General features: G+C 66.1%; 7 protein-coding genes and 1 pseudogene. 1 reads left to right on the forward strand and 7 read right to left on the reverse strand.

Features of this window, described 5'->3' with window-relative positions; all coding sequences use genetic code 11:
• Positions 1-90 precede the first annotated feature (90 nt).
• From GPT33_RS00205 to dnaE, 3 genes and pseudogenes are all read right to left on the reverse strand, one after another.
• Positions 91-1,410 carry a paraquat-inducible protein A gene (locus tag GPT33_RS00205; protein ID WP_296804684.1) on the reverse strand — a complete coding sequence of 440 codons (1,320 nt, stop codon included), beginning with the start codon at positions 1,408-1,410 and terminating at the stop codon, positions 91-93.
• Positions 1,410-2,651, reverse strand: coding sequence for an OB-fold nucleic acid binding domain-containing protein (locus GPT33_RS18835; RefSeq protein ID WP_363928880.1), 1,242 nt, complete (start codon positions 2,649-2,651; stop codon positions 1,410-1,412). Before GPT33_RS18835 ends, GPT33_RS00205 begins: the two co-directional genes overlap by 1 nt.
• Positions 2,652-2,726: 75 nt before the next feature.
• A pseudogene (gene dnaE / locus GPT33_RS00210) lies at positions 2,727-6,305 on the reverse strand (DNA polymerase III subunit alpha); the annotation flags it as partial.
• A 246-nt stretch (positions 6,306-6,551) separates the two neighbouring features.
• Here dnaE and GPT33_RS00215 point away from each other — a divergent pair.
• Positions 6,552-8,036 carry a TrkH family potassium uptake protein gene (locus tag GPT33_RS00215; protein WP_363928878.1) on the forward strand — a complete coding sequence of 495 codons (1,485 nt, stop codon included), beginning with the start codon at positions 6,552-6,554 and terminating at the stop codon, positions 8,034-8,036.
• 2 nt (positions 8,037-8,038) lie between these two features.
• On the opposite strand, the gene GPT33_RS00220 is transcribed toward GPT33_RS00215, so the two are convergent.
• From GPT33_RS00220 to GPT33_RS00235, 4 genes are all read right to left on the reverse strand, one after another.
• Entirely contained in the window at positions 8,039-8,728 is a 690-nt protein-coding gene (locus GPT33_RS00220; protein ID WP_296804689.1) for a response regulator, read from the reverse strand.
• A gap of 42 nt (positions 8,729-8,770) precedes the next feature.
• A complete protein-coding gene (locus GPT33_RS00225) occupies positions 8,771-11,488 on the reverse strand; it encodes a sensor histidine kinase KdpD (RefSeq protein WP_296804692.1) in 2,718 nt (905 codons plus the stop codon).
• The gene (kdpC, locus tag GPT33_RS00230; protein WP_296804694.1) at positions 11,485-12,111 is read right to left on the reverse strand and encodes a potassium-transporting ATPase subunit KdpC; all 627 of its coding nucleotides are present in this window, start codon (positions 12,109-12,111) and stop codon (positions 11,485-11,487) included. The genes GPT33_RS00225 and kdpC overlap by 4 nt, the downstream gene beginning before the upstream one ends.
• A 9-nt stretch (positions 12,112-12,120) precedes the next feature.
• On the reverse strand, positions 12,121-13,142 hold a 1,022-nt coding region (locus GPT33_RS00235), incomplete at its 5' end, for an HAD-IC family P-type ATPase (protein WP_296804698.1).

Consider the following 13,142-nt stretch of genomic DNA (forward strand, 5'->3'; position numbering starts at 1 on the left):
AGGTTCAAAAGGGCACTCAGGTCAAAGACGCACGGAATGGGCCATCTTGATATACGGATGGCTGCGCCCGGGCTGATTGCAGCTGTAGGGTCACCGGTCGAGACGGTTTTCGAGTGCACCCGAAAGGATGAGTCCGGCGAGGACAAATCCGAGGAAGAGATAAAAGCCGGGCTCCAACGAGGTGCCGTTGGTGGTCAAGACGGCGACCGCGTCGCTCGCGCCCCGAAGGCTGCCGAGCTGGTTGCCGACCAGGGCATCGAAGCCGATGTAGGCCATAAAGATGGCCACTACCATGACATCGGCCATCGACCACTTGCCGGACTTCAACGCGAAGAATCGCACCGTCGCCGATCCGCGCGACCCGCTCCAATCGTAGTAAAAAGCATAGGTCGCCAGAAGCTTGAGCGCGGGAAAGACGATGCTGAAGAGGGTCAAAAGGACGGCCACCAGGAGCATGTCGGCCTGGCCGGACTCGAAGAGGATCCGCATCACGTCGAGGATGCTCTTGGTCTGGAAATAGAGCACCTGATCCGTAAAGACGACCGGCTCGCCGAGGAGCTGAAAGGCCAGCTCGCCGATGCGGGCATCGACCTCGATCATCGGTGTGGCGAGGCCGCCGACGAGCAGGAGAAAGGTCGCGCCGACAAGTGCGAAGAGCAGAACCGGGGCGAGCCGATCGTTCGACCCGGCCGACGTTTGCCCGCGCTGGGTACCGCCGAGAAGCGAGACCATGAACACTAAGGCCACCAGCCCGATCACGGCCCCGAGCCGTTGTGGAATCCGCGGCTGCAGCGCGCCGATCTCGGTCTCGATCAGGCGCGAGCAGGCATCGACATCCGCACAGCTATAGCGCACCAAGACGGCCTCCAACGGCCGGCGATCGGTCCCGGCACCGCTCGAGGCCACGGCATCGTTCAGCAGCACCCGCAACCTGGCCTTGATCTGCTCCTTTACACCGGGCACGGAGAGTTGCTCGACGAAGGCATCGGCGTACTCGGGCACGCGGTCGCGCAGACGTGCCACATCCAGCAGCAGATCCTGCAGACCCTGTTGCAGTGCGCCTTGGAGCTGGTCCAGCCAGCTTCCGCCGGGGTCCGGACGCCGCTGAGCGAGATTGCGCTCGATCTCGCGGATCAGGGTATCCAGCAATTGGGTCACGGCCTCCGTCACCTGCTCCCGACTGGCCTGCGTGAGATCCAGCTCGTCGACCCGCTTCTCCAGGATCTCCCCGATCCGCGCGACCCAGACGTCGGCATCCAGTAGCCCATAGCGGACATGGTGGACCTCGGCAAGATCCGTCTTCAGGACCTTCACGCGGTTCAGATCCGCGACCAGGCCGACCATCAACCAGCCGGCCCCGAGCAGCAGGGCGAGGGCGAGGACCTGTTGAACGAGGCGCCCGGTCTGCATCAGCCCACCGCCGCCAGACGCGGGGGTTGCGTCTCGGTGTGCGCCGTCGGCAGGGGCGAGCGCTCGTAGACGACACTCACAGCGTCGCTTCCGAGGAGCTGTCGCAGACGTTTCAACAGGGCATCGGCCGGCTCCACACGCCAGGCGTCGCCGAGCACCAGCTCGCCGGCGGCCCCGGGGCGACGATAGCGCAGGCGTACCGGGAGATCGCCGTCGCGAAAGGCGGCGAGTGCCGCACGCAAGGCCTCGAGCCGTGCGAGGCCCTCGGCGTGTGCGGCGGGGTCAGAAAGATCCAGGATCAGCCGCAGATGATCGGCCATGCTCGCCCGCGCCTGCTCGAAGGTCCGCACGTCGTCGGCACGCAAGGACCAGCTGTCGCGGTACTCGTCGAAATTGAGCGCTCCGGAGACCTGCAGGATCTGATCCGGCACCAGCAGATGACGCAACTGCTCGTAGAGCTCGGAGAAGACGGTGATCTCGATGCGTCCCGTGCGATCGTCGAGCACCACCGACCCCATGCGCCCGCGCGGTGTCTTGCCGTGACGCACCGAGACCACCAGGCCGGCGACGCTGCGCTTTTCGCGATCGCGCCGGTCGCGCCGACCCAGCTCGCGATCCGTCTCCAGGAGCTTGGCGATGCGGCTGACCGCCATCGCCTGGAGCTCGGACTCGTAGCGATCGATCGGATGTCCGGTCAGGTAGAGTCCGAGTGTCTCCTTCTCGCCTGCCAGACGCTGCTCGTCTTCCCAGTCGACACGGACCTCGCTCGCCAATTGGGGATCGGGTTCGGGGGAGGTGACCGGCTCCAGTGCACCGAAGAGATCGGCTTGGCCGGCTGCCCGAGTCGCATGGTGCTGCTCGGCGAGCTTGAGCGCCAAGGGCAGCTCGGCCATCAGGGTCGCGCGGTTCGGCCCCAGCTCGTCGAGTGCGCCGGCACGGACCAAGGCATCCAGGACGCGTCGGTTGGCCTTGTGCAGATCGATCCGTCGACAGAAGTCCCAGAGATCGCGGAATTGACCGTCGGCCGTGCGTGCCGTGATGATCGCCTCGATCGCACCCTCGCCGACCCCCTTGATGGCGCCCATGCCGTAAACGACGGTCCGCGGATCGGCGACCGTGAAGCGATAGGCGGAGCGGTTGACCGCGGGCGGCTCGACCCGCAGGCGCATCGCTCGACACTCCTCGATCAGGGTCACCACCTTGTCGGTGTTGTCCATGTCGGCACTCAGTACCGCCGCCATGAAGGCCGCCGTGTAGTGTGTCTTCAGCCAGAGGGTCTGATAGCTGACCAGGGCGTAGGCGGCCGAATGGGAGTTATGAACGATGATGTCGTTGGCGATAAAATTGTGGGTTTCCGCAACCTCGAGATCGTAGGTCATGGCAGCGCCATCCGGCTCGACCGAGACAACACGCTCCCAGTAGATCTCAGCGTCAGCGGCCTGCCTCAGTCCATCGGCATCGAAAAACTCGGCGAGCCGACGGATTGTCGCTCGACGGAAACCCTTCTTGTCCGGCCTGGGCTTGCTATAGAGTTCTCTGACGCAGACGCCGCTGCGAGCCTCAATCTGACGCCATGTCAGGCCACTGCGATCCTTCTCAAAGCCGACGGCGTGCTTGATCTCGGGTGGCAGAGTGTCGACGGATTCCAGATCGCTCGGGATTTCAGCGAGCGACCTGCACAGCGCTTCCAATTGTTTCCCTTTCCCGACCAAGTGTGGACCGATCGACTCGACAAATGCCGTAATGCTCCTCCGCCCAACCAGGTGCAAGGTATAGCCGATTCGCCCGTCCTTATACGGAAAGTGCTTTTCCGTCAGTCGGCTGACAATACCGAAACGCAACAAGAGATGCTGGGTCTCACTGATCAGACGCAGGGAGGCGCTCGCCAGATAGGGGATCTTATTGGTCGCGTTTTCGCCGGCGACATATCCGTCTCCCGACCAGATGCGCCCGAGAATCACCGCCAAGCATGGATTGTCGAGACGAAAGACGGATGGCGGAAAGTGTTTTTCCGGCGCCTTTTGGCCGATCATGTCTAGCCGCTCCAGCCACAATCGAGCACCGGAGCGTGGCGTGAAGCTGTGCCCGTTTCCGCAGCTGATCCGTGTATCACGACCGGTCCCGACGTAAACGCACCAGGTCTCGGCACGTTCCGGCCTCAGTCGCACCGTCGGCACGGTATCGGGAAAGCGGCTTGCGGCGGACACGAAATCATCCCTGGCATCGAGATCCTTGTTGTAAAAATAGAAGCCACTGGGATGACAGGTATTCCCTTCCGAGAGAACCCATCCCAAGGTCACCAACTCATGCTCGGGCCACTGCTCAGGGCCCTCGATCGGCAATCGCGCGGGCGATGCGATGCGCTCGCCGACACGCAATTCATCAAGCCGCTTCCAGCCCGTTGCGGTCAGCAAGGGATGATTGCCGGTGGCACGCAGGGCCTTTCCGAGCGAGGTGGTCAGTCTAAGAACCGGCTGGATGCCGTTCTCCATCACCTGAACAACGGGGCTCACGCCCATTTGGTGATCCGACAACAGACTCGCGACGCTGTTGATCCCCGACCGATAGATATCCTTGACGCAGCGCAGCTCACCGCTTGATGGATCCGTCACCAGCGTGTCCCCAACGACACACTTATTGAAGCCGTAACCGGCAAATTTGTCCATTAAGTCAAAGATGTAGGTCGCGACGTTGCCGTCGACCCCGCGCGCGACCGCCCCTTCCTCGAAGATGGCGCGCTGCTTGTCCATCTCGGACTGCTTCTTCTTGCCCATGGCCCGGCGCAGCAGGTCGGCGCCGCCGAGCGAATAGCCGGCGAGCACCTGGGCGATCTGCATCACCTGCTCTTGATAGAGGATGATGCCGTAGGTCGGCTTGAGGATGGGCTCCAGATCCGGGTGCGGATAGGCAACCTCCGCACGGCCGTGCTTGCGGTTGATGAAGTCGTCGACCATGCCCGATTGCAGCGGGCCGGGACGAAAGAGCGCGACCAGCGCGGTGATGTCGCCGAAGCTGTCGGGCTGGAGCTTCTTGATCAGCTCCTTCATGCCGCGCGACTCCAACTGGAAGACGGCGGTGGTCTCGCAGCGTTTCAGGAGCGCGAAGGCCTCGGCATCCTGCGGCTCGATCCGCTCGATGTCGATCGGCGCCTCGCCGGCCTCGCGACGCAGGGCGTTCACGGTCTTGAGCGCCCAATCGATGATGGTGAGCGTGCGCAGACCCAGGAAGTCGAACTTGACCAGTCCGACCTGCTCCACGTCGTCCTTGTCGAACTGGGTGACCAGGTTCTCCCCGCCCTGCTCGCAGTAGAGCGGGGCGAAGTCGGTCAGCTTGGTCGGCGCGATCACCACGCCGCCGGCATGCTTGCCGGCATTGCGGGTCAGGCCCTCGAGCTTGCGGGCCATGTCGATGAGCGCCCGGATCTCCTCGTCGTCCTCGTAGGCGGCCTTCAGATCGTCGCTCTCGGCGAGCGCCTTCTCCAGGGTCATGCCCAGCTCGAAGGGCACCATCTTGGCGACCCGGTCGACGAACCCATAGGGATGACCCATGACGCGCCCGACATCGCGTACCACCGCCTTGGCCGCCATCGTGCCGAAGGTGATGATCTGGGAGACGGCCTCGCGTCCGTACTTTCCCGCGACATAGTCGATGACCCGGTCGCGGCCTTCCATGCAGAAGTCGACGTCGAAGTCGGGCATGGAGACCCGCTCGGGATTGAGGAATCGCTCGAACAGCAGATCGTGCTCGATCGGGTCGAGATCCGTGATCTTGAGCGCATAGGCGACCAAGGAGCCGGCGCCGGAGCCGCGTCCCGGTCCGACCGGGATGCCTTGCGCCTTGGCCCACTGGATGAAGTCCGCGACGATGAGGAAGTAGCCGGTGAAGCCCATCTGGGTGATGACGGACAGCTCGAGATCGAGCCGTTCGATGTAGGGCTGGCGCCGCTCGGCAAGGTCCGGTGCTTCCGGGTCAAGAATCCGCTGCAGGCGCTCCTCGAGCCCGACCCGCGAGGCCTCGGCGAAATAGCTGTCCATCGTCATCCCCGCCGGCACCGGGAAATCCGGCAGGAAATTCTTGCCGAGGGTCAGCTCCAGGTTGCAGCGCTTGGCGATCTCGACCGAGTTCTCCAGCGCCTCGGGCAGATCGGCGAAGAGCTCGGCCATCTGGGCGGGGCTGCGCAGCGACTGCTCGGCGCTATAGCGGCGCGGACGACGCGGGTCATCCAAGGTGCGCCCTTCGTGGATACAGACCCGCACCTCATGGGCCTCGAAGTCATCGGGATGGATGAAGCGCACGTCGTTGGTCGCCACCACGGGCACGCCCAAGCGGATGGCCAGATCCACGCTGGCCTCGACGAGCTCTTCCTCCTGTTCGCGCCCGGTGCGCACCAGCTCGAAGTAATAGCGGTCGCCGAAGACCGCGAGCCACTCCGCGAGCCGATGCTCGGCGGCCTCGCGATGCCCGTTCAGGAGCAGTTGGGCCACGTCGCCTTGCGGCCCGCCCGAAAGCGCGATCAGACCCTCGGCGGCGGACGCGATCCAGTCACGCTCCACATACGGCACCCCGAGATGCTGGCCCTCGACATAGGCCCGCGAGATGAGCCGCGTGAGATTGCGGTAGCCGATCGCATCCTGGACGAGCAGCACCAGACGGTGCGGTTTGTTCGTGTCGTCCGGGTTCCGCACCAAGAGGTCGGCCCCGGCGATCGGCTTGAGTCCGGCCGCGACCGCGGCCTTGTAGAAGCGCACCAAGGCAAAGAAGTTGCACTGGTCCGTGATCGCGATCGCCGGCATCCCGAGCTCGGCGACACGCTTGACCAACGGCTTGATCCGCACCAGTCCGTCGACCAGCGAATACTCGGAATGCAGATGCAGATGGACGAAGCTGGGATCCACGGGTGTCCTGATCGGGATTCGACGATGGCGGCGGGGGATGCCGGGCGCATAGTCTACCGGTCTGCCGGCGTCACGCCGATTCGGAAAAACAGATCGGATCCGGGATCCGGGTCGGGATCCCCGACAGGGTCGATCGCCCTCGCGCCGGGCCGGTCCCGCGCCACAGGGGATCACGCACGCGGACGCGCTTCGGGCCGGTTTGATTTTACGGACTTTTTACGGGAGCCGATGCCGAGGACATGGAGAATGTCCACCGATCACCCATCGGTTCGGATTCTCCCTCGCATGCAGGCCGCGCTGGTCGCTCGAACGCTCGGAATCTTTCTCGTCCTCTTCAGTGCGGCTTTGTTGCCGCCGCTGGCGGTTGCGCTCATCTACGGCGACGGCGAGGCGGATCACTTCGCGTTGTCCTTGCTGGTGAGCCTCGCTGTCGGCCTGATGCTCTGGCTGCCGGCGCTGAAGTTTCGGCAAGCGATGCGTAACCACGACGGGTTCGTCATCGTGGCCATGCTCTGGGTCGCGATGAGCCTGCTCGGGAGCCTGCCCTTCGTGATCGGCTTAGGTTTGAGTCCGGCGGATGCGGTCTTCGAGTCGGTCTCCGCCTTCACCACCACCGGGGCGACCGTTATCGTCGGACTCGACGATCTCCCGCCGTCGATTCTCTTTTTTCGCCAGGAGATGCAGTGGCTCGGCGGGATCGGCTTCGTGGTCTCGGCGATCGCGCTCCTGCCCATCCTCGGCGTGGGCGGGATGCAGCTTATGCGGGCCGAGACACCGGGACCGATGAAGGACGACAAGCTCACGCCGCGGATCGCCCATACCGCGCGTGCACTCTGGATCCTCTATCTGTCGATCACGGTCGTCTGTGCGCTGCTCTATTGGATCGCGGGGATGACCCCCTTCGATGCGATCGCCCACAGTCTCACCACGGTCTCCACCGGAGGCTTCTCCACGCACGATGCGAGCCTGGCCTATTTCGACAGCGTCCTCATCGAGGGCATCGCCACGGTCTTCATGCTGATCGGCGGGATCAGCTTCAGTGTGCATTTTCTGGTTTGGCAGCGCGTTTCGCTTCGGCCGTATTGGGACAGCCCGGAGGTCAGGGCTTTTCTCGGTGTCGTCCTCGGGGTCGTGCTGATTGCGACCCTGGTGCTCTATCTGGAAGGCGCGAAAGCGTCGCCCGGCGAGGCCCTGCGCTACTCGGCCTTCACCGTCGCTTCGGTCATCACCAGCACCGGTTACGGCATCGACGACTTCTCGGTGTGGCCCACGCTGCTGCCGATGCTCCTGATCTTCATCAGCTTTGTCGGCGGATGCGCCGGCTCGACCGCCGGCGGCATGAAGGTCATCCGCTTCGTGGTCCTCGGCAAACAGGTCGGGATCGAGCTGCGCCGCCTGGTCCATCCCTCGCACGTCCAGCCGCTCCTGGTCGGACGACAGGTGATCAAGAACCGGACATTGGAGGCGGTTTGGGCCTTCTTCGGGCTTTATGTCGGGACCTTCGTCGTGTTCATGATGCTCTTGATGGCACTGGGAATGGACGCGATCACGGCCTTCGGGTCGGTGGCGACCTGCATGAACAACCTGGGGCCGGGGCTCGGCGAGACGGCAGGCAGCTTCGCCACCGTCTCCGACGCGCAGAAATGGATCTGCGCCGTGGCCATGCTGCTCGGGCGGCTGGAGATCTTTACCTTGTTGGTGTTGTTTACGCCGGGGTTTTGGCGGGATTGATCTCACCGCTCACCGATAAACCGATACCCCACGCCCGGCTCGGTCTCCAGATAGCCGGGTTCGCTCGGGTCGTCGGCCAGCTTCTGACGCAGCTTGCCGATCACGATCCGCAGATAGTGGGTGTCTTCGACATGGGTCGGCCCCCAGATCTCGCGCAGCAGCTGGGATTGGGTGACGACCCGGCCGGGTTGAGCGACGAGCGCCTGCAGGACGGCGTATTCCTTGCGCGAGAGATGGACGGGGGTCCCGTCGAGGGTGACCAAGCGCAGGCCGAGATCGATCCGCAGGTGACCGTCGTCGAAGAGTCCGCCGGGTTTGGCCGCGTCGCCGACGCTGCGCAGCAGATTGCGCACGCGCGCCAGTAGCTCCTGCACCCCGAAGGGCTTGGTGACATAGTCGTTGGCGCCGCCGTCGAGGGCCAGAACCTTCTCGGTCTCCGAATCCCGCACGGACAGGACGAGGACCGGGACCGACGACCAGGCGCGGATCTCGGCGAGGACCGTCTTGCCGTCCGCATCCGGAAGCCCGAGGTCGAGGATGACCAGGTCCGGGGTCTGGGTCGCGGCCAAGCCCAGACCCGCCTCCGCGTTGTCGGCCTCGATGACCTGATAGCCCTGGCTCTTGAGGCTGATCCGCAGGAAACGTCGGATCTGCTCCTCGTCGTCGATCACCAGGATACGGGCGGTGGTCACGGCTGGTCACGCCTCGGGTGTACCGCTGATCGGTTTCCGGAGTCATCCATCGGCCCTCTCCACGTCGGGATCCACACCTTCGGCGCCGGCGCTCGGGGGCATCTCGATGATCGGCAGCGCGATGGCGATGGTCGCCCCGCGACCGCCGGGACCTTCGAGCGCCTCGATCCGTCCGCCGTGCGCACCGATCATCCCGCTGCAGATCGCAAGTCCCAAGCCGCTGCCCTGCTTGCTGCGATCGCCCTTGCTTCCGGTGAAGAACATGTCGAATACCCGCCTACGGTCCTCTTCGGGGATCCCCGGCCCCTGGTCGGAGATGGTCAGGCGCAGACTCTCGCCCTGTCGCGTTGCCGTCAATCGGATCTCGCCGCCGGGCGGCGAGAAGCGCGCGGCATTCTCGATCACGTTGACCAGGGCCTGCTCGACGAGCGCGGGGTGCACATAGAGCAGCGGCAGGTCCGGGGCGATGGCTCGGGTGACGCGCAGACCCTGGAGCGGCTCGCGCAGACGACGCAGCGCCGCGTTGAGCAGATCGTCGATGCCGATCCAGTCCCGCTCGATCCGCAGGGTGCCGTGGCCGAGTCGGGTCATGTCGAGCAGGTTCTGGATGTAGCGATTCAACCGCTCGCCCTCGCTCAGGACCGCGTCGAGCAGCTCGGCGCGGTCCTCCGGGGAGATTTTGTCGTCGAGCGCGCGCAGGCTGCTGGCCGCACCGATCATGGAGGCGAGCGGCGTGCGCAGGTCGTGCGAGACGGAAGACAAGAGCGCCGAGCGCAGCCGCTCGGTCTCCTCCGCCACCTTGGCCTGCTCCAGACGATCGGCCAGCCGGGTCCGGGCCATGGCGAGCGTGGCCTGGCTGACCAGCACATCGAGCGCGGCCAACTGGGCGGACGAGACCTGCGGCGTGCCGGCGAGGTCGAGCCCGATCACCCCGAACGTCTCCTTCTCGATCGCCAGCGGGAGAAATCGCCAGGTCAGGCCCGACAGGGTCTCGGTCCGGGCACCGCTGGGTTGACGATGGTCGTAGGCCCACTGAGCAGCCGCGCGCGCCTTGTCGTCCAGCACGGCCGCGCCTGCATCCGTATCCGATCCGATCGCTTCCCGCAAAGCGCCCGAGTCATCCGTCGGCGCGAGCAGGACGGTGCGCACGCGCAGGTATTCGGCCAGCGACCGCACCGTCTCGCGGCGCACGCTCGGCAGATCGGCGGCGGCCGTGAGGCGCCGCCCGAGGTCCAACAGCGTCTGGGTCTGGGCATTGGTCGCGCGCAGGGCAATCATCTGCCGACGCAGGCGACTCGCCAACTGACCTCCCGCCAACCCCATAAGCAGGAAGAAGACGATCGTCAGCAGCTCGTCCGTGCGGTGCATCAAGAAGGTGTAGCGCGGCTCGGTGAAGAGAAAGTTGTAGAGCGCGGCACTGACGAGTGCCGTGACCAGGGCGGGTCCGAGCGTGGAGCGCACCGCGACCCAGAGCACCCCGGCCAGGAAGACGAGCGAGAGGTTGGCGAGGGGCAGGAGCGGTTCGAGGAGCGCGGCCATCGCGCCCGACGCGGCAATGACGCCCGCGGCCACCAGATAATCGCCCGCTGCGGCGAGCCGGCGCCGCCCCGGCTCGCGACGCCGCGCACGGGCGATGGAGGAGGGCACGAAGGTGATCTCGAACTCGCCCCCCTCGCGCAGCAGACGTTGACTCAGGGTCCGGCCGAGCAGCCCGGCCAGTCGACGGCGGCGACTGCGGCCCATCACCAGGGTCGTGACGTTGCGGGCGCGCGCGTAGCTCAGGATCTCCTCGACCGGATCCTGTCCGCGCAGCGTCACCACCTCGGCGCCCAGGCGCTCGGCGAGATGGAAGACCCGCTCCACCCGCGCGCGGCGCTCCGGGCCGCTGTCCCTCGCCTCGACATAGACGACACTCCAGGGCGCACGCCGACGCTCGGCGAGGCGCCGCCCCAGGCGCACGACCTCCTCGTTGTTGCCCACGCCGTCGATCGCGACCAGGATCCGGGTGCGCACCGGCCAGGGGCCCTCGACACCGCGTCGCCGCATCGCCGCGCGGACATCCAGGTCGATGCGCTCGGCCACCGTCTGGAGCGCAAGCTCGCGCAGCGCGGCTAGGTTGGAAGGGCTGAAGAAACCGTCCAAGGCCGCTCGCGCCTGCTCGGGCACATAGACCTTGCCCTGCTTGAGACGGTCGATCAGCTCGCTCGGGGTGAGATCCACCAACACCAGATCGCGCGCCTTGGCGAGCAGGGCGTCGGGGACGGTCTCGCGCATCCGCACCCCGGTGATGCGCGCGACGGCGTCGTTGAGGCTTTCCAGATGCTGGATGTTGACCGCGGTCCAGACGTCGATACCGCGTCCGAGCAGCTCCTCGATGTCCTGGTAGCGACGCGGGTGGCGGGTGCCCGGGATGTTGCGGTGCGCGAGCTCGTCGACCACAACCACCGCGGGCGCGCGTTGCAGGATCGCATCCAGGTCCAGTTCCTCGAAGACCCGGCCGCGATAGGGGATGCGTTGCCGCGGGATCAGCTCCAATCCCTCGGCAAGGGCCTCGGTCTCGGCGCGCCCGTGGCTTTCGATCAGTCCGAGCACCAGGTCGACACCCTCGCTCCGGGCCTCTTGGGCGGCCTGCAACATCTTGAAGGTCTTCCCCACGCCTGGGGAGGCACCCAGGAAGATCTTCAGTCCGCCGCGACCCTCCTGCGCGACCTCCGAGAGCAGGGCCTCGGGATCCGGACGATTCGGGTCCGACTCCGTCACGGCGCCCCGCTCGGCCCGAGCGCGTCGAGCGCTAGGTTCAATCGCAGCACATTGACCCGAGGCTGTCCCAGCACGCCGAGGATCGGCGGCTCGACCTGTGCCGTCACCAGCTCCGCCACCTGTGCCTGCGGCAGACCGCGCACCTCGGCGACATGTGCCACCTGCATCCGGGCCGCCTCCGGGCTGATGTGCGGGTCGATGCCCGAGCCCGAGGCGGCGATCAGGTCCACCGGGATCCTCGCCGGATCGACAGCGTATTCGGCGGCGAGGGCGTGGGCGGTCGTCGCGGCGCGTGCCCGAAGCTGCGGGTTGCCGGGGGACAGATTGGAGCCGGACACCCGGAAGGGGTCATACCCGGCCGCCGAGGGTCGACCCCGAAAATAACCCGGATCGACGAAGGCCTGGCCCACCAGCGCGGAGCCGACGAGCGCGCCCTCGCGCTCGATCAGGCTCCCGGTCGCCTGGTGCGGAAAGAGCGCGGCCGCGGACCAAACGCTCGCCAAGGGGTAGAGTCCCCCGCACAACAGGATCAGCACCACGGCAGTGCGCACGGCGGGCAGCCAGCCTGTCGGAGGATGGCCGGGGGGCCGTACATGTCGGCGCGCTTGGCGTCTTGCTGTCATCGTCGGCTCCTACATCACCAGACTCAGTCCGAGGTCGATCCCCTTGATGGCGACGAAGGGCAGCAGCAGCCCCCCCAGACCATAGATCGCCAGATTGCGGCCCAGCAGGGCATCCGCGCTCGCCGGGCGGATGTGCACCCCGCGCAATGCAAAGGGGATCAGCAAGGGGATCACCAGGGCATTGAAGATAACCGCGGCCAGGACGGCGCTCGCCGGGCTATGCAGCTGCATCAGGTCGAGCGCCGCCATCGCCGGCACCCCGGCGACGAAGACCGCGGGCAGGATCGCGAAATACTTGGCCACATCGTTGGCCAGCGAAAAGGTGGTCAAGGCCCCGCGCGTGACCAGGAGTTGCTTGCCGATCTCCACCACCTCGAGCAGCTTCGTCGGATCCGAATCCAGGTCGACCATGTTGCCGGCCTCCTTGGCCGCCTGGGTACCCGAATTCATGGCGAGGCCCAGATCGGCCTGGGCCAGGGCGGGCGCGTCGTTGGTGCCGTCGCCCATCATGGCGACCAAGTGCCCCTCGGCTTGCTCGCGGCGGATGAGCTCCAGCTTCTGCTCCGGTGTCGCCTCGGCGACATAGTCGTCGAGTCCGGCCTCCGCGGTGATGGCCGCCGCGGTCAGCGCATTGTCGCCCGTAATCAGGACGGTGCGCACGCCGAAGGCACGCAGACGCGCGAAACGCTCTTTGATCCCCGGCTTGATGATGTCGGCAAGCGGGACGACGCCGAGCACCCGTCCCCGATCCGCTGCCGAATGGTCCGCGGGCAGCAGCTCGGCCACCACCAGCGGTGTCGCCCCGCCGCGCGCGACCTCCTCGACGACTCGGGTCGTCTCCGCCGGATAGATGCCGCCGTTCTCGGTCACAAAGCGCCGGATCGCATCCGGCGCACCCTTGCGGATGCGCCCGCCGTCGGGCCGGTCGATCCCGGAGAGCCGGGTGCGCGCCGAGAAGGGCACGACGCGGTCATCGACCCCGGCCGCCGCGCTCGCCCCACGCTGCCGGGCGAGGGCGACGATGGATTTCC

Origin of the sequence: Thiocapsa sp., assembly GCF_011390875.1 — a bacterium.
Lineage (GTDB): Bacteria > Pseudomonadota > Gammaproteobacteria > Chromatiales > Chromatiaceae > Thiocapsa.